The following is a 17580-nucleotide window of genomic DNA, read 5'->3' on the forward strand; positions in this document are numbered from 1 at the left end:
CAGCCGGCTCAGTGGTGGCCCTTGAGCACGACACCCGCCTTTACACGATAGCGCGTGCCGCAGTACGGGCAAGCCGCTTCGCCGTGGGTCACATCGATGAACACGCGCGGATGGGCGCTCCAGGCTTCCATCTTCGGATTCGGGCAGTGCACAGGCAGATCTTCGGCGCCGACTTCGACGACCGGCATTTGTTTGACTTCGCTCATGGGGTTCGGACCGTGATGGGTATTCGGAATTTCGGGGATTGCAGGGCCGGCGCCAAGGATGAAACCGCTGGCTGTCTGCCCACCAAAAGACGCTATTGTAAAGCAGCCGCAGCCCTTTGCGGATGGCGCGCAGCGCCAGCAGACGCGCCGCCTACCCGTTTCGGCCTCACAGAGAACCCACCGCGTGGCGCGTATGCGACACCTCGCGTGTTGCACCTGCAAAAACGAACAGATATACGCCGGTAACGTAGTAAGCAAGTATTTACCATAGCTATAATGGGCTGTCGCCCGCCGCCAACGATGAATATATTCAGGAGATACTCCGGCAACCCTGGCGGGTGCCATGGCCGCTAGCGGCCATTTCGGGCGTGCCGGGCGCCGTCGGGACCGCTTTGCCCCGCAATGCCAGACACTGTGCCGGACGCTTCGGCGCTTGCCCCCCCAACAGACCATGCCAATGCTTCGTCTGCCAGCCGCCGAACGTCAAGGGTTCGCGGCCGGTTTCCGCATTATTTCGCCGCTCCTGCCTGCCATCTTCTCGTGGGGACTCGTGACCGGGGTCGCCATGAGCAAGTCGATACTGACAGTGCCGCAGGCCATCGGCATGAGCCTGATGCTCTACGCGGGCTCCGCTCAGTTGGCCTCGCTGCCGTTATTCGCTGCCGGCATGCCGTTGTGGACGATCCTGCTCACGGTCGGCATCGTCAATTTGCGCTTCGTGATCTTCAGTGCCGCACTCCAGCCTCATTTCTCCTATCTGTCGCTGCCTCGGCGCATCGTGCTCGGGTACGTGAATGGCGATCTCGGCTTCGTCATGTTCATGAACCAGAACTTCGCGAGCGGGTATGTACCGGGCAAAGAGGGGACCTACTACGGCATCACGATCAGCAACTGGGCCGTCTGGCATGTGTCGTCGATCCTCGGCATCATGCTCGGCGCGCTCGTGCCCGATAGCTGGGGGCTGGGATTCGCGGGCACGCTCGCCCTCATTCCCATGATGGTTCACACGATCACGAGCCGCTCGACCCTGCTGACCGTCGCGCTCGCGTCGGTCATCGGCCTGCTCGCGTTCGATCTGCCTTATCGCCTCAACCTCGTGCTCGGGGTGTTCGGTGCGCTCGCCGCCGGTATGGTCTGCGACGAACTGACCGCGCGGCACGCGAAGCGTCTTGCCCTGGCGAGTCCGAAAGCGGCGGCGAACGACGGCAGCGCGCACGTGGGGGCGCGCGATGACGCACAAGAGAGTGCGAAAAACCGTGCCACAGGGGAGCGGCGCTCATGAGCACCTTCGAGATCTGGTTTGCCTTCGTGGCGATGACGGCGATCACCATCGTCACCCGTACCTTCTTCCTGCTCGCGGGCGACCGGGTGACGTTGCCGCAGCGGCTGCAACGCGCGCTGCGCTACGCTCCGGCGGCGGCGCTCGCCGTGATCGTGGTGCCTGAGGTGCTGCTGCTCGATCACCAGTTCGCGCTGCATCTGGGCAACCACAAGCTGGCGGCGGCCGTGGCGGCCACGGGCTGGTTCGTCTGGCGCCGCAACATGATCGAGATGATCGTCGTCGGCATGGCCGTGTACACGCTCGGCCGCTTGTTTCTGTAGGCAGAACCCCCAAGCTCCAAAATGGGCAACCGGCGGGTGGGATCAGTTAAAATGCATGTTTTTCCCACTATTTATTCCGGATTCTCATGGCTTCCGTCGTACGTCTTTCCGATTTGATTGCTCAAGGCCGCCTGGCAGGCAAACGTGTCTTCATTCGCGCCGATTTGAACGTGCCGCAAGACGATGAGGGCCGTATCACGGAAGACACGCGTATTCGTGCCTCGGTGCCGGCCATTCAGATGGCGCTCGACGCCGGTGCTGCCGTGATGGTCACCTCGCATCTGGGCCGTCCGACCGAAGGCGAATTCAAGCCTGCCGACTCGCTCGCGCCGGTGGCGAAGCGTTTGTCGGAACTGCTCGGCCGCGACGTGAAGCTGATTGCCAACTGGGTCGACGGCGGCTTCGACGTGGCGCCGGGCACGGTTGTGCTGCTGGAGAACTGCCGCGTCAACAAGGGCGAGAAGAAGGACAACGACGAACTGGCGCAGAAGATGGCCAAGCTGTGCGACATCTATGTGAACGATGCCTTCGGCACCGCTCACCGCGCCGAAGCCACGACGCACGGCATCGCCAAGTACGCGCCGGTCGCCTGTGCCGGCCCGCTGCTCGCCGCCGAACTCGAAGCGCTCGGCAAGGCGCTGAACGCCCCGGCCCGTCCGCTCGTGGCCATCGTGGCGGGTTCCAAGGTGTCGACCAAACTTACCATTCTGAAGACGCTCGCCGACAAGGTCGATCAACTGATCGTGGGCGGCGGTATCGCCAACACGTTCATGCTGGCCGCCGGTCTGCCCATCGGCAAGTCGCTCGCCGAGGCCGATCTGGTCGGTGAGGCGAAGGCGATCATCGACGCCATGGCAGCGCGCGGCGCGTCGGTGCCGATCCCGACGGACGTTGTGTGCGCCAAGGAATTCAGTGCCACGGCGCAGGCAACGGTGAAGGCTGCCGCCGACGTGACCGCCGACGACATGATCCTCGACATCGGCCCGCAAACGGCCGCCAAGCTCGCCGAGCAACTGGCGGGCGCGGGCACCATCGTGTGGAACGGTCCGGTCGGCGTGTTCGAATTCGACCAATTCGGTCACGGCACCGAGACGCTGGCGCGCGCCATTGCCGCCGCCAAGGGGTTCTCGATCGCCGGGGGCGGCGACACGCTCGCCGCCATCGCCAAGTACGGCATTGCCGATCAGGTCAGCTATATCTCGACCGGTGGCGGCGCTTTCCTCGAATTCCTCGAGGGTAAGACGCTGCCGGCCGTCGACGTGCTGCAACAACGCGCGGCGCAAGCCAACTGATCGCGTAAAGCCAGGTGGAGCGGGGCTCGCAGGCCGGTTCGACGGTCCGGAAGCCGTTGGCAAACGGCGATCTTGGTCGTCTTATTGCGAACGTCAGAGATCGAATCAAACGATTTCGTACGGACAATACGAACTTTTTGGTTAACCTGCGGTGGCCTAAATGCGCTACAAACCTCTAAGCGCCAGCAATGTCGAACGCGCTGTCACCAAAAGAGGATGAAGAGATGGATGTAATGAACCGCTCCACCAAGATCGTCGCCACCATCGGTCCGGCATCGAGCACGCCGGAAGTGCTCTCGCGCATGATCGCCGCAGGCGTCGACGTCGTTCGACTGAACTTCTCGCACGGTAAGGCGCAGGATCACATCGAGCGTGCCGAGATGGTGCGCGCGGCTGCCAAGGCGGCGGGCCGCGAAGTGGCCATCATGGCCGACCTTCAGGGCCCGAAGATTCGCGTCGGCAAATTCGAGAACGGCAAGACCACGCTCGAGGCGGGCGCCAAGTTCATTCTGGATGCCGATTGCGAACTGGGTAACGACGAGCGCGTCGGCCTGGACTACAAGGAACTGCCGCGCGACGTGCGTCCGGGCGACGTGCTGCTGCTCAACGACGGCCTGATCGTGCTGATCGTCGAGCGCGTGTTGGGCAGTGAGATCCACACCACGGTGAAGGTCGGCGGCGATCTGTCGAACAACAAGGGTATCAATCGCCAGGGCGGCGGGCTGACGGCGCCGGCGCTCACGGCCAAGGACATGGAAGACATCAAGACGGCGATGGCGCTGGGCGCCGACTACGTTGCGGTCTCCTTCCCGAAGAACGCCACCGACATGGAAATGGCGCGCCGTCTGGCCAACGTGGCGGGCGAGCCCTACGGCATCAAGCCGCGCATGATCGCCAAGATCGAGCGTGCCGAAGCGATTCCGGCGCTCGAAGAAATTCTGGCGGCGTCGGACTGCATCATGGTCGCGCGTGGCGATCTGGCCATCGAAGTGGGCAATGCGGCGGTGCCGGGGCTGCAAAAGCGCATGATCAAGCTCGCGCGCGAGATGAACAAGCTCACGATCACGGCCACGCAGATGATGGAGTCGATGATCCACAACCCGGTGCCGACCCGCGCCGAGGTGTCGGACGTCGCCAACGCAGTGCTCGACGGCACCGACGCCGTCATGCTGTCGGCCGAGAGTGCGGCGGGCAAGTACCCGGTCGAAACGATCGAGACGATGGCGGCGATTTGCGTCGAAGCCGAACGCTCGGAAATGCTGGAACTCGACCGCGACTGGCTCAACCAGACTTTTACGCGCATTGACCAAACGATTGCCGCCGGTGCCCTGTTTACCGCGTATCATCTTGGCGCGAAAGCGATCGTGGCACTCACTGAGTCGGGTGCGACCGCGTTGTGGCTGTCCCGGCACAAGATTCATGTACCGATTTTTGCCCTGACGTCGCAGCTCGGCACCCACCGCAAAATGGCGCTGTACCGCAACGTCTACGCCATGCGGGCCGACGCCACGCTTGAGCGCGATCACGCGCTCAAGCAAGCCGAGCAATTGCTGCTCGCGCGTGGGGTGGTCAAGCGCGGCGACACGATCGTATTGACGGTAGGCGAGCCGATGGGGCAACCCGGCGGCACGAATACGTTGAAGATCGTCCAGGTGGGCCAGGCATGATGAAAGGAGCCGCGCGAGTGCGGCGAGGCGTGCGAGCAAAAGCGCACGCTGCGCCGCCCGCGAGCCGTCGTCATGAGGGGCGCCTCTGGATCGAGGAAAGATTTGCTTAGTTTTGTGATTCCAAGGAGAACATCATGCCCCTAGTCTCTATGCGACAGCTGCTCGACCATGCCGCCGAAAACGGCTACGGTCTGCCGGCCTTCAACGTTAACAATCTGGAGCAGGTTTCCGCCATCATGGCCGCCGCCGACGAAGTCGGTGCGCCGGTCATCATGCAGGCCTCGGCCGGTGCCCGTAAGTACGCTGGTGAAGCGTTCCTGCGTCACCTGATCTCGGCGGCCGTGGAAGCGTATCCGCACATTCCGGTCGTGATGCACCAGGATCACGGCCAGTCGCCGGCGGTGTGTATGGCCGCGATCAAGAGCGGTTTCTCGAGCGTGATGATGGACGGCTCGCTCGAAGCCGACGGCAAATCGGTCGCCAGCTACGAGTACAACGTCGAAGTGTCGAAGAAGGTGGTCGAGTTCTCGCACTACATCGGCGTGACGGTGGAAGCCGAGCTGGGCGTGCTGGGTTCGCTCGAAACGATGAAGGGCGACAAGGAAGACGGCCACGGCGCCGACGGCACGATGACTCGCGAACAACTGCTGACCGATCCGGATCAGGCGGCCGACTTCGTGCATCAGACGCAGTGCGACGCGCTGGCCATCGCCATCGGCACCTCGCACGGCGCTTATAAGTTCAGCCGCAAGCCGACGGGCGACATTCTCGCCATCGACCGCATCAAGGAAATCCACCGCCGCATTCCGAACACCCACCTGGTGATGCACGGTTCGTCGTCGGTGCCGCAAGAGTTGCTCGCCGAGATCCGCGAATTTGGCGGCGACATGAAGGAAACGTATGGCGTGCCGGTCGAAGAGATCGTCGAAGGCATCAAGCACGGTGTGCGCAAGATCAACATCGATACCGATATCCGTCTGGCGATGACCGGCGCGATCCGTCGCTATCTGTTCGAAAATCCGAGCAAGTTCGACCCGCGCGATTACCTCAAGCCGGCCCGTGAAGCCGCCAAGCTGGTTTGCAAGGCGCGCTATCTGTCGTTCGGTTGCGAAGGTCAGGCAGGCAAGATCAAGCCGGTCGCCCTCGAGAAGATGGCAGAGAAGTACAAGAGCGGTGATCTCGCGCAGATCGTGAAGTAATCAGCGCGCCGCTCAGGTCGCAGGCCCGGCTTTTGCCAGCACTCGCTGGAACAAGCGCCGGGCCTTTTCTTTTGGCATCTGTAATTGGAACTTCCCACCCAGTTCCGAGCGGATCGTGGCGGTGAGCATTTCCACGCCATCGACAATCAGCGTCATCGGCTCGTTCATGTGCTGACGGGAGAAGTCGCGCATCCGGGTGGTCGCGCCTTCGCGCAGGCTCATCGTGATGACGACGTCGGTATCGCTGGACGTGTCGCCCTTTTGTGCCGGGAACTGCAAGCCCAACAGCTCGATATCGCGCGCGGCGAACAAGGCGAAACGCGGAATCTCGTCGTCGTCCGAGGTAGCGATGGCGACGAGGCGCGGCAGCACGGGCCGCTCGGCGGTGTCGACCGCAGGGGGTGCGGGACTTACGGGGGCGGTGTGTGCCGTGCCGGGCCGATGGGCCGGGGCATGGGCCGACGCTGCCGGCGGCGTTGCACCGGGGGGAGTCGACTGCGCAAACGCGGGCAGGCCGGCGAACGCTATCGCCGCAGCAAGCGCCAGACGGGCTCCCAGGCAAGTGCAGGGGCGGACGCCGGGGTGGCATGCGGCAAGCTTGCCGGCATAGGTCTGCCGGACAGTTTTCGGATTCGATGGGTTCGTCACGGCAGTCCCCTTGGTTCGGGTGAGCATTTCCATTCTAGGCAACATCCGGGCAAGACGAAGGGCAGAGAAATCCCGGCCTCCGCCGGCGCGTAACGACGTCAGCGCCGATGTCCGGGGCTGGAGCAAAACGACAGTCATCCCCCGAATCCTGAAGATCGGTGCCGGGCAGCGTGGCAGGCTCCTGAGCCCCCCTGGAAATTCCCTCGCGCCCTCAAGACCATCCGGAGAATGCCTATGCCCATATCCCTGACCAAAGTGGTTGCCTGTTGCCTCGGTGCCCCCAATCCCAACGAAACTTCCCCACCGTCGTCGGGGCGCACGTCCCTGGCCGGCGACGTGAGCGCCGTATCTCAGCGTGCGCAGACCTCCGCTGGCGGATCTCGGGCCGCGAGGCATTCGGCACCGGGTGCTGCGCATGAGCCGACGCCGGGTCCCTCCGAGATCGCGATGACACCGATGGCCGCCGACTGGCGAGGTGCCGATATCGATCACACCGACGGAACGGCCCAAGTCGAGAAGCCAATCCAGCTTTGGGCGCGTGACGGCATCAAGCCGCAGTCGCTGTCTGCGATTGCGCGGGCAACACAAGATTGGATCGATACTTATGGCGTCAACCCGGCCCAACTGTTCTGTTTGGGTAACGAACGTACCCGTTACGGCCTGATCGAGCTGGGGGGGCACCGGTTTGTTGTCGGACCGACGGCAACCCCGGCAGAGGCGCAAGTGCTTACCCGCCTGCTTAAGGCTCGTCCGCAGATCGGCGCGATTTTCTGTGTTGAGCCGGGCGCGATGCAGGGGCCTGCCAATGCCGGTGATCCGCCGCGCGAGCCAAGCAAGGCAGGATACGCCGAGAGATCCATTAGCGCTTACATCTCCGGTGTGATCCGCCAGGGCCGGCTCGACTTCGACGCTGCCGGTGAGCGCGTGCCGCAAGGGCCCGTGAAGCTCGACGGCGGGCTGTCCCACGTGCAGTTCATGGAGTTCATCGGCATGGAGCGTTTCGATGCCGAGATTCCCCGCGACGTGCTATGGGATGCCGGGCGCGGCGTGGCCGCGTACATGCGTGAGAACCCGGGCAAGATCGCGCTCGTGTGTTCGGAGCGTGGTATTTCCCGGCCTTGCGCCGTGATTGCCAGCGCGGCGCTGCAATTGGAAAATGGCGAAACGAACGTGCGTGTCGGGCTGGGCAAGCGAGTCGTCGAACAACGCTCCAGACTCAGCGACCACCACATCAATCTGGCGGCACGCAGCCTCGATCTGATCGCCGAGTTCGCAAGGTTGCTCGACATCCTTCGCAACCCTGGCCGGGGGGATCTCCATCAGGAACGGAAAATCCATCTGCTCAAAGCACGGCTGCCGGCGCTGGCGACCGGTCGATATGCCAATGTGGACTGGGCCGGCGACGATGCGCGCCGCACGCTGGCAACGCTGCTCGAAGACAACTTTGCCCGCGTGTCGCCGGCACTCGCCTCCGGCGGCTTGCCGCCCGGCACGGCACTGCTCTGGCTTGGCGACGAGTTCAACGTGCAGCGCGGGATCAGGTTCCTGACCCCCAGCTACCTCAGCGGCCATATCGACCGGATATCTCAGGAGGCGATCGATCCGAACGATCGGAACGCGATTCGGTTGGTCACCGTCGACGATGAAGGGCTCACCTGCGACAACAAGTACTACGACGCCGCTTCGATGGCCGACTGGTATCGCCAATGTCGTCGTCGCTTCAGCATGATGTCGAATCCGGTTTCACGGGTGCCGGTCGTGGCGCTCCTCGTGCGCGAGGGCGAAAGGGCGAGGCTCGACCTGCTATTCCGTGACGACGCTGCCTGAGTTCGATGGCGTCCGATGGCATCCGATGACGCCCGCGTCGTGAGATGGGCGAATCGGCCGCGTGTCGCCGGTGCTTGATCGCAACACCCTACCGGCGGGCGAGGGGCGAGGGCGCTTACATTCCGTCCGATGACACGCCGGGGGCGACATCTTCGTGAAGCGCCCTCCCGACGCGCGTATAATTACGCCTTTGCCCTTCCTGACATTGGGTCCCGCCGTGACTACCCCCGCTCCGAACGCCCTGTACGAATCCTCCCTCAAGAGCCTGCCGCTGCTCTCGCGCGGCAAAGTGCGCGATAACTACGCCGTCGGCGACGACAAGCTGCTGATCGTAACGACCGACCGCCTCTCGGCGTTCGACGTGATCATGGGCGAGCCGATTCCGGGCAAGGGCCGAGTGCTCAACCAGATGGCCAACTTCTGGTTCGACAAACTGGCGCACGTCGTGCCGAATCACCTGACGGGCGTGGCGCCCGAGACGGTCGTGTCCGCCGACGAAGCCGGGCAGGTCGCCGGCCGTGCGGTCGTCGTCAAGCGCCTCAAGCCGATCCTCGTGGAAGCGGTGGTGCGCGGCTATCTCGCCGGCAGCGGCTGGAAGGACTATCAGGCGACGGGCGCCGTGTGCGGCGTGAAGTTGCCCGCCGGTCTGCAAAACGCGCAACAACTGCCCGAACCGATCTTCACCCCGGCGGCCAAGGCCGAGCTGGGCGAACACGACGAGAACATCAGCTTCGACGACATGGTGAGCCGTATCGGCCGCGAACTCGCCGAGCAGATCCGCGAAATCTCGATTCGTCTGTACAAGGAAGCGGCGGCCTATGCGGCCACGCGCGGCATCATCATCGCCGACACGAAGTTCGAGTTCGGTCTGGACGACGAGGGCCGCCTGCATCTGATGGACGAAGCGCTGACGGCCGATTCGTCGCGTTTCTGGCCTGCCGATTCGTACGCCGTGGGCAGCAACCCGCCGTCGTTCGACAAGCAGTTCGTGCGCGACTGGCTCGAGACCCAACCGTGGGGCAAGACGCCGCCGGCGCCGAAGCTGCCGGATGAGGTCGTCGAGAAGACGGCTGCCAAGTACCGCGAGGCGCTCGAGCGCCTGACCGGCCAGCAACTGGCCTGAGCGGGGCATCGAGACATGAGCGAGAAACAAGCAGTGACCCCGCGCGTGGGCGTGGTAATGGGGTCCAACTCGGACTGGGAAGTGATGAAGAACGCGGCCGCGATTCTGGCCGAGTTCGGCGTGCCTTATGAGGCGCAGGTCGTCTCCGCGCATCGCATGCCCGACGACATGTTCCGTTACGCCGAAGCCGCCCGCGAGCGCGGCCTCGTCGCGATCATCGCGGGTGCGGGCGGTGCCGCCCATCTGCCGGGCATGATCGCCGCCAAGACGACCTTGCCGGTGCTGGGTGTGCCGGTGCCGAGCAAGTATCTGCGCGGCGAAGACTCGTTGCTCTCGATCGTCCAGATGCCCAAGGGGGTGCCGGTCGCCACGTTCGCCATTGGCGAAGCAGGGGCGGCCAACGCAGCCTTGTTCGCGGTCGCCATGCTGGCGGCCGGCGACAAGACGCTTGCCGGCAAACTCGAAGCGTTCCGCGCGAAGCAGACCGAAGCCGCACGCGGCATGACGTTGCCCGCGCTGTAAAAGAAAAGTACGTCCCCGCTACTGTCAGCGTCTCAACGAAGATGAATTCTGCTTCCGCTACGCCTGTCCTTCCCGGCCAATGGCTGGGCATGCTGGGCGGCGGCCAACTCGGCCGCATGTTCTGTTTTGCCGCCCAATCGATGGGCTACCGGGTCTGTGTGCTCGATCCCGACCCGCGTTGTCCGGCCGGCGCCGTTGCTGACCGCCTGATCGTTGCCGATTACCGTGACGAGAAGGCGCTCGCCGAGCTGGCCGCGCTGTGCCCTGCCGTGTCGACCGAGTTCGAGAATGTGCCGGCCCAGTCGCTCGACTTTCTCGCCGCTTCCACGACCGTGAGTCCCGCTGGGCGCTGCGTCGCGATTGCGCAGGACCGGGTGGCCGAAAAGCGATTCATCGAAAGCTGCGGCGTGCCCGTGGCGCCGCATCTGGTCATTGAATCGAACCAGGCGCTTGCCGCTATCGGCGATGCGTCCATCGAAGGCGTGTTGCCGGGCATTCTGAAGACGGCGCGTCTGGGCTATGACGGCAAGGGGCAGGTGCGCGTGAACACGGTGGCCGAGGCGCGCGATGCTTACGCTGCGCTGGGCGGTGTGCCTTGCGTGCTGGAAAAGCGTCTGGCGCTGGCCTTCGAGGTCTCGGTGCTGAGCGCGCGCGGCGCCGATGGCTCGGTCGCCACCTACCCGCTCGCACAGAACGTGCATATCGACGGCATTCTCGCCACCACGACGGTTCCCGCACCCGACGCCGCCCCGGCAGTTGCCGACGCTGCGCGTGCCGCCGCCGCCGCGATTGCGTCGAAAATGGACTACGTGGGCGTGCTGTGCGTCGAGTTCTTCATTCTCAAGGACGGCTCGCTCGTCGCCAACGAAATGGCGCCGCGTCCGCACAACAGCGGTCATTACACGATCGACGCATGTGCGGCCAGCCAGTTCGAGCAGCAAGTGCGGGCGATGGCCGGGCTGCCGCTCGGTGAGACGCGTCAGCACTCGCCGGCCGTGATGCTCAATGTGCTCGGCGACGTGTGGTTCGAGGGGGCTGCCAAAGATCGGCCTCGCACGCCGGCGTGGGCCGACGTGGTGGCGCTGCCGTCGGCACGTCTGCATCTTTACGGCAAGGAAGACGCCCGCGTGGGCCGCAAGATGGGTCACATCACGTTTGCCGGCGCGTCGTTGGACGAAGCCCGCAAGGCCTGTGTGACAGCGGCGGCGAGCCTCAACATCCCGCTGGAGGACTGAGCGATGACGTCGCCCCAAGCGCCACGCATCGTCATGCCGCCGGCTGACGCGATCACCCTGGCGGCCGAACAACTCGCGGCCGGCGAACTGGTCGCGTTTCCGACGGAAACGGTCTATGGCCTCGGCGGCGACGCGGAGAATCCGGCCGCGGTTGCGGCGATCTACGCCGCGAAGGGCCGCCCGGCGAATCATCCGGTCATCGTGCATTTTTCTCCGGAAGGCGACCCCGGTTACTGGAGCGACAACGTCACGCCGGCGGCGCGTAAGCTGATGGACGCGTTCTGGCCCGGCCCGCTCACACTGATTCTCAAACGTGCACCGCACATCTCCGATATCGTCTCCGGCGGACAGGATTCGGTCGGGTTGCGTTGCCCGTCGCACCCGGTGGCGCAAGCGCTGCTGCGCGAGTTTGCCCGGATCAAGGGCGGGCAGGGCGGGGTGGCTGGGCCGTCGGCCAATCGCTTCGGTCAGGTGAGCCCGACCGCCGCGCAGCACGTGCGTGACGAGTTCGCCGGGTTGCCGGGTGTCACCGTGTATGTGCTCGACGGCGGCGAGGCCGCCGTCGGCATCGAGTCGACGATTGTGGATTTGTCGCGCGGTTTTCCTGCGTTGCTGCGTCCGGGGCATATTTCGCCCGAGCAGATCGCCGAGGTACTGGGCGAGATGCCGCGTCTGCCGGGGCAGGACAGCGGTGCGCCGCGCGCTGCCGGCACGCTCAAGGCGCATTACGCGCCGCGCACGCCACTGTATCTGTGCGACGCGGGTCAAGTCGCGCCGACACTGGCTGTGCGTCCTGACGGCGAGCGCGTTGCCGTGGTGGCCTTCGCGTCAACGCTGGCAGCCCTGCCGGCCGACGTCGCAACGTCGGCCGATGTCGTAAAGATCGTGCTGCCCGGCACGCCGGCGGCGCTTGCCACCGACCTTTACGCGATGCTGCGAAGGCTCGATCGCGCCAACGTCACGCACATCCTGTTCGAGCGCTTGCCGGACACGCCCGAGTGGGCGGCAGTCGGCGACCGTCTCGGACGCGCCGCTGCGGCTTTCGAACGCGCGTAAGGCATCCGTGCCGCTTCGGCGCCGGGGCAACGTGTCACAGCGTCTTTTGCGACACGTTGACGCTGCCGACGTGCTCCGCGGTTCCCGGTAATCCGCCCGCCGACGGCATTGCCGCTTGTCCGGCGGCCAATTGCGTCAATTGCGCCGCCTGCCACGCGTGCCGCCACTCTGGCGGCCCAAACAGCGCCATCCCCTTGTTCCGCCATCCCTTCATCGTGACGACGTCGCGCGCCATCGTGCGCCATTCGTGAAACGTCAGCGTGATCGGGTTATGCGTATGGATCTGGTCGACGATGCCGAATTCGCACGGCTCGTCCCCGCTTTCTTCCACGTACGACCCGAACATGCGGTCCCAGATGACCAGCACGCCGGCATAGTTGCGGTCGATATAACGCGGATTGCGCGCGTGATGCGCACGGTGAATCGACGGCGTGTTCAGCACATATTCGAGCCAGCCCAGTTTCGGAATCGCCTGAGTGTGCACGAAGAACTGGAAGGCGAGATTGAGCAGCACCACGCCGACGATCTGTACCGGCGTGAAGCCGATGAGCGCCATCGGTGTCCAGAACAACCACATGCCTGCGACCGGATACATCAGGCTTTGACGGAAGGCGGTCGACAGGTTGAGCCGCTCCGACGAGTGATGCACGACGTGCGCGGCCCACAGCCAGCGAATGCGATGGCTGGCACGATGAAACACGTAGTAGAGAAGGTCCTGTACGACGAAGAGCAGCACGAAGCCGACCCACCCGGCCGGCATTGTGTAGATGCGGTAATGGTCATAGAGCCACGCGTAGAACGGCACGATGAGCAGCCACGCGAGCTTGTCCGCCCCCTGATGCATGAGCGCGAGCGTCGCGTTGCTTACGGTGTCCTTCAGGCTGTACATGCCGGGGTTGCGGCGCCGCCAGTACCAGGCCTCGATGCCGATGCACAATACGAACACCGGGGCGAGCGCCAGCAAAATCAACTCGACGTTCATGACCTCGTGTCTCCTCACGATGGGGTCATCTGAACCGGCGCCCCCCGCCTTCATGAGAAGTGGGCGAAGGTGGCACCGATGAAACGTCTATTCTGACTCGAATGCGATCGGGTAGCGCGGCGGTTAGAGGGAAACGTCAAATGCCCGTCTTCGCTGCCTCTACGTGTGTTTTTGCCGACACCGGCCCGCTCAGCGGCCGTTTTCGTACACCCAGGAGATGAGTGCGTCGTGGAACGCGCGTGCACTGCTCGCGCGCGGGTCGTTCACAAGCGAGACCACAACGTAGATGTCGCCGGCGCGCGTGCCGACATAACCCGCCACCGCGCTCACATCGTCGAGCGTGCCGGTCTTGATGTGGGCGTTGCCGGCCACGTCGCGGTTCATGAGGCGGTTGCGCATGGTGCCGTCGACGCCGACGGTCGGCATCGATTCGACGAGCACCTGTCCCGTCGGACTGTTGATGCCGTGTTGCAGCAGGCGCGCCAGCTCGGCGGCGCTGATGCGCTCGATGCGCGACAGGCCGGAACCGTTCTCGACTACCAGTCCCGGCATGGCGAGGTCGTTTTTGTCGAGCCAGCGGTTCAGTACATCGCGTGAGCGCGCAAGGCTTGCGGGCGTGCGGTTGTTGTCGGCGGCGAGACCCAGCGTCAGGAACAACTGACGCGCCATCACGTTGTTGCTGAACTTGTTCATGTCGTGCACGACTTCGGCCAACGTCTGGCCGCGATGCGTGACGAGCAGACGCGCACCCGGGGGCACGGCGCCGGTGCGCACATTGCCGTTGAATTGCCCGCCCGACGCTTGCCACAAGGCACGGAAGCCACCGAAGAAGAAGCGATCGCGATCCGGTGCGGCCACATTCCACCCCTTGTCTTCGCAAGACGCCGGGTACGTGCCCGAGAAATGCGCGACATACGCGCCGTCGGGCGTCGTGCTCAGCGTGGGGTGAATGCGTGTGAGCCAGTCGCCGCAGTTGCCGGCCGGGGTGGACGACATCTCGTTCGAAATCTGCAAGTTCGCCAGCGGCGGCAGCACGCCCACGTCGACGGTGCCGTTCGCATTGCCGGTGAAGCTGAACGAGAATGCCTTGAACGAATACAGCAAGGGATCGGGCGCGACGTTATACGGCCGGTCGTCGCCACCGTCGATGGCGCCCAGTGCGCCAATGTCCGAGCTATAGGCCGAGCGGTCGAGCACGAGGTCGCCGTTGATGGTCGTCACGCCGGTGTTGCGCAGTTCGGCGACGAACTTCTCCATCTCTTCGGGTACGAGCTTCGGATCGCCCGAGCCTTTGAAGTACAGATTGCCGTTGAGCGTGCGGCCGTCCGAGGCGCCGTCGGTGAACGCCTGTGTGCGCCAGCGGTAGTCGGCGCCGAGCGTGTCGAGCGCGGCAATCGTGGTGACGAGTTTCATCGTCGAGGCTGGATTGCGCGGCACGTTCGGATTGACGGCGAGCAGCGGCGCTGCGATCAAACCGCGCGTTTGCAGCGGATTGTCGACCTTCGCGACGATCACGCTCACGTGCGATGCGGGCACCTTGCTCGCCGCGAGCGCGCGGGACAACTCGGGCGGCAGCGGCGTGGCGTGCGTGGCAGCCTGCGGCACGTGGGGCATCTTCGCGTGCTTGGCGGGCTTGGCCTGCACGGGCGCACTCATGACCATCGCGAGCGTCAACGCCGTGCAGCACACGCGTACGACGTCGCCCATGACGCGGCGCGATGCCGGCGAATGCAGTGAAGAGGGGGGGCGTGGGGCGCTGTTGAGCAAACGAGGGACGCGCATGACGGGCGAGGTTCTCCAGTGTTGCGCGCAGCGAAACCGTACGGCCTGAAGGCTGGGAATGCCCAGGCGAAGCGATGCGGACGCGGCGGCGAAGCAATGACAATGATATGGGGCGCGGGCCGCGATGTGCGTCTGACATCGCGGCGGCATGCGTTCCATTGTATGTCGGTCATGCAACGAACTGTCGCTACAATGAGTCGAAATCCGGCGAGTGTCACGCATAGGCAACATCGCGCACGCGAGGCGACGTTGCCTGTACGGCCAGTGACGTCCGGAGAGGGTTTCAACCGGTGCTCAATCCATGCGAATTTTGTTGGTGGAAGACGATACGATGATCGCCGCAGCCGTCATGAAAGGTCTGCGCCAGGACGGCTGGACCGTCGATCATGTGGGAGACGGACAACGTGCGCTCGATGCGCTCTCGCTAGAGTCGTACGATGCACTGCTGCTCGACCTTGGTCTGCCGCGCCGTGACGGTATCGACGTGCTACGTACGTTGCGTGCGCGCGGCGAGACGCTGCCAGTGCTCATCGCCACGGCGCGCGATGCGGTCGCCGACCGCGTGAAGGGGCTCGACGCCGGCGCGGACGATTACCTCGTCAAACCCTTCGATCTCGATGAACTGGCAGCGCGTCTGCGCGCGCTGGTGCGCCGCCAGGCCGGGCGCAGCGAGCCGTTACTGCGTCACGGCGGCATCGTGCTCGATCCTGCGACGCGACAAGTGACGTGCGGTGGCGTGCCGGTGGTGCTCTCCGCACGCGAATACGCGGTGCTCGAAGCCCTGCTCAACCGGCCGGGCGCGGTGCTGTCCAAGGCACAACTCGAAGAGCGTATCTATGGCTGGGGGGAGGAAGTGGCGAGCAATGCGGTCGAAGTTCATGTCCACGGGCTACGCAAGAAGCTGGGGGCAGACGCCATCCGCACTGTGCGCGGCGTCGGCTATATGATGCCGGCGTCGCCGGAGGCGAACTGATGCGTTCGATCCGCCGTCGTCTTCTTGTCGGGCTGCTGATCACGCTGACGGTGGCGTTGTTGCTCGCGGGCATTGCGATCTTCCGTCAGGCGCGTACCGAAGCCAACGCCCTGTTCGATTTCCAGTTGCAGCAGATGGCGCTGTCGTTGCCTGCGGAGCCTTTCTCGAGCGTGCCGGGCGACCATAGCGACTCGGGCGGGCTGGTCATCCAGATATGGAGCCGCAACGGTGTCGAGTTGTATTACTCGCATCCGCGCACGCCGCTGCCGCCGCGCGCCGAACTCGGCTTCACCACAGTGCAGACCCCCGCAGGCGACTGGCGCGTGTATGCGGCGCTCGTTGGCGATAACGTCGTGCAACTCGCGCAGCCGATGGTCATCCGCGATTCGCTCGCCGTGTCGATGGCGCTACGCACGTTGTTGCCGCTGGTGGTGGCGATGCCGCTGCTGGCGTTGCTCGTCTGGATCGTGGTCGGACGCGGCTTGCAACCGTTGCGTCGTGTCACGAAGGCGCTCGATGCGCGTGCGCCGGGGGCGCTGGAGGCATTGCCCGAAGCCGGATTGCCTGACGAGGTGCGGCCGCTGGTGCGTGCGCTCAACAGTCTGCTTGGCCGGCTCGACGAGGCGCTTGTGCAGCAAAAAGCCTTCGTGGCCGATGCCGCACACGAATTGCGCACGCCGCTCGCCGCGCTGCAATTGCAAGTGCAGTTGCTCGAGCGGGCCCATACGGAGACGGAGCGGAGCGAGGCCATGCGCGATCTGCGTGATGGCGTGCAGCGTGCCTCGCGCATGGTGGCGCAACTGCTCACGCTGGCGCGCCAGGAGCCCGACGCCACGCGCGCCGCCACCGCGTTCGTCGAGTTGCCGCTCGCCCCATTGCTGCAGGACGTGGTGGCGCATCACGCGGCACTGGCTGCGGCGCGCGGGATCGATCTCGGGCTGGATGCCCCAGACGCGTTGGCCGCGATCAGCCGCGTGCGCGGCGATGCAGATGCGCTGCAGACACTCTTCGGCAATCTCGTCGACAACGCGCTGAAATACACACCGCGCGGCGGTCATGTGGACGTTCGTCTGGTGGCGGCAATGCCGTCGCCGGTGGTCGAGATTGAAGACACCGGGCCGGGGATTGCGCCGGCTGAGCGCGAGCGCGTGTTCGACCGGTTCTTCCGCGGCGGGGCAGCGCCGGCAGACGGGGCCGAGGCAGGGCATTCGGCGCCGCCGTCCGGCGCGCCGACGCCGGACGAGGCGAACGCGCCGCGTGCACAGGGCAGTGGATTGGGGCTTGCCATTGTGCGCAACATCGCGCTTGCGCATGGCGCGCGCGTGGAGTTGTTCGACGCGCGCAGCGCTCAGGGGCTGCGTGTGCGCGTGAGCTTCGGTAGCGCCGCGTCGACACCCCCGCCAGCGCTCTGACGATTTTGGATTCGCGCACGAGATACCGTGCGCGTGCTGTGTCCGGCTCGTGTT

16 protein-coding genes are annotated in these 17580 nt (G+C 64.8%); 12 read left to right on the forward strand and 4 right to left on the reverse strand.

Going from position 1 to position 17580, the window contains the following annotated elements; translation table 11 throughout:
* Positions 1-8: 8 nt before the first annotated feature.
* Positions 9-206, reverse strand: coding sequence for a zinc-finger domain-containing protein (locus tag PCO31110_RS18205; RefSeq protein WP_010808463.1), 198 nt, complete (start codon positions 204-206; stop codon positions 9-11).
* A gap of 457 nt (positions 207-663) precedes the next feature.
* Between PCO31110_RS18205 and PCO31110_RS18210 the strand changes: the two genes are divergently transcribed.
* The 5 genes from PCO31110_RS18210 to fba all read left to right on the forward strand — a co-directional run bounded on the left by PCO31110_RS18210 (position 664) and on the right by fba (position 5966).
* Complete coding sequence (locus PCO31110_RS18210; protein WP_010808464.1) at positions 664-1488, forward strand: AzlC family ABC transporter permease; 825 nt, start codon at positions 664-666, stop codon at positions 1486-1488.
* Positions 1485-1808, forward strand: a complete 324-nt coding sequence (locus tag PCO31110_RS18215) for an AzlD domain-containing protein (RefSeq protein ID WP_010808465.1) — start codon at positions 1485-1487, stop codon at positions 1806-1808. The genes PCO31110_RS18210 and PCO31110_RS18215 overlap by 4 nt, the downstream gene beginning before the upstream one ends.
* 86 nt (positions 1809-1894) lie before the next feature.
* On the forward strand, positions 1895-3100 hold the full coding sequence (locus PCO31110_RS18220) for a phosphoglycerate kinase (RefSeq protein ID WP_010808466.1): 1206 nt from the start codon (positions 1895-1897) through the stop codon (positions 3098-3100).
* Between the two features lie 233 nt (positions 3101-3333).
* Positions 3334-4767, forward strand: a complete 1434-nt coding sequence (pyk, locus tag PCO31110_RS18225; protein WP_010808467.1) for a pyruvate kinase — start codon at positions 3334-3336, stop codon at positions 4765-4767.
* A gap of 134 nt (positions 4768-4901) precedes the next feature.
* Complete coding sequence (gene fba / locus PCO31110_RS18230; RefSeq protein WP_010808468.1) at positions 4902-5966, forward strand: class II fructose-bisphosphate aldolase; 1065 nt, start codon at positions 4902-4904, stop codon at positions 5964-5966.
* A gap of 12 nt (positions 5967-5978) precedes the next feature.
* Here the strand turns inward: fba and PCO31110_RS18235 are convergent, their stop codons facing one another.
* The gene (locus PCO31110_RS18235; RefSeq protein ID WP_150691077.1) at positions 5979-6641 is read right to left on the reverse strand and encodes a hypothetical protein; all 663 of its coding nucleotides are present in this window, start codon (positions 6639-6641) and stop codon (positions 5979-5981) included.
* 420 nt (positions 6642-7061) lie between these two features.
* On the opposite strand from PCO31110_RS18235, the gene PCO31110_RS18240 reads away from it, so the two are divergent.
* From PCO31110_RS18240 to PCO31110_RS18260, 5 genes are all read left to right on the forward strand, one after another.
* Positions 7062-8441 (forward strand): hypothetical protein, encoded by a 1380-nt coding sequence (locus tag PCO31110_RS18240; protein WP_150691078.1) that lies wholly within the window; start codon positions 7062-7064, stop codon positions 8439-8441.
* 217 nt (positions 8442-8658) lie between these two features.
* Complete coding sequence (locus tag PCO31110_RS18245; RefSeq protein ID WP_036662115.1) at positions 8659-9564, forward strand: phosphoribosylaminoimidazolesuccinocarboxamide synthase; 906 nt, start codon at positions 8659-8661, stop codon at positions 9562-9564.
* Positions 9565-9579: 15 nt separating this feature from the next.
* Entirely contained in the window at positions 9580-10086 is a 507-nt protein-coding gene (purE, locus tag PCO31110_RS18250) for a 5-(carboxyamino)imidazole ribonucleotide mutase (RefSeq protein ID WP_150691079.1), read from the forward strand.
* A gap of 41 nt (positions 10087-10127) precedes the next feature.
* Positions 10128-11321 carry a 5-(carboxyamino)imidazole ribonucleotide synthase gene (locus tag PCO31110_RS18255; RefSeq protein WP_150691080.1) on the forward strand — a complete coding sequence of 398 codons (1194 nt, stop codon included), beginning with the start codon at positions 10128-10130 and terminating at the stop codon, positions 11319-11321.
* Between the two features lie 3 nt (positions 11322-11324).
* Positions 11325-12377, forward strand: coding sequence for an L-threonylcarbamoyladenylate synthase (locus tag PCO31110_RS18260; protein ID WP_150691081.1), 1053 nt, complete (start codon positions 11325-11327; stop codon positions 12375-12377).
* 34 nt (positions 12378-12411) lie between these two features.
* On the opposite strand, the gene PCO31110_RS18265 is transcribed toward PCO31110_RS18260, so the two are convergent.
* Together PCO31110_RS18265 and dacB are read right to left on the reverse strand one after the other, a co-directional pair.
* A complete protein-coding gene (locus tag PCO31110_RS18265; protein WP_150691082.1) occupies positions 12412-13359 on the reverse strand; it encodes a sterol desaturase family protein in 948 nt (315 codons plus the stop codon).
* Positions 13360-13548: 189 nt separating this feature from the next.
* Positions 13549-15066, reverse strand: a complete 1518-nt coding sequence (gene dacB / locus PCO31110_RS18270) for a D-alanyl-D-alanine carboxypeptidase/D-alanyl-D-alanine endopeptidase (protein ID WP_246189892.1) — start codon at positions 15064-15066, stop codon at positions 13549-13551.
* A gap of 376 nt (positions 15067-15442) precedes the next feature.
* Here dacB and PCO31110_RS18275 point away from each other — a divergent pair, with 376 nt between their 5' ends.
* Positions 15443-16114: a response regulator gene (locus PCO31110_RS18275; RefSeq protein WP_036662059.1), complete on the forward strand. Its 672-nt coding sequence runs from the start codon at positions 15443-15445 to the stop codon at positions 16112-16114.
* Positions 16114-17526 carry an ATP-binding protein gene (locus tag PCO31110_RS18280; RefSeq protein ID WP_150691083.1) on the forward strand — a complete coding sequence of 471 codons (1413 nt, stop codon included), beginning with the start codon at positions 16114-16116 and terminating at the stop codon, positions 17524-17526. Before PCO31110_RS18275 ends, PCO31110_RS18280 begins: the two co-directional genes overlap by 1 nt.
* Positions 17527-17580: the final 54 nt, after the last annotated feature.

The sequence above is a fragment of the Pandoraea communis genome, from assembly GCF_902459745.1.
Classification (GTDB): Bacteria; Pseudomonadota; Gammaproteobacteria; order Burkholderiales; family Burkholderiaceae; genus Pandoraea; species Pandoraea communis.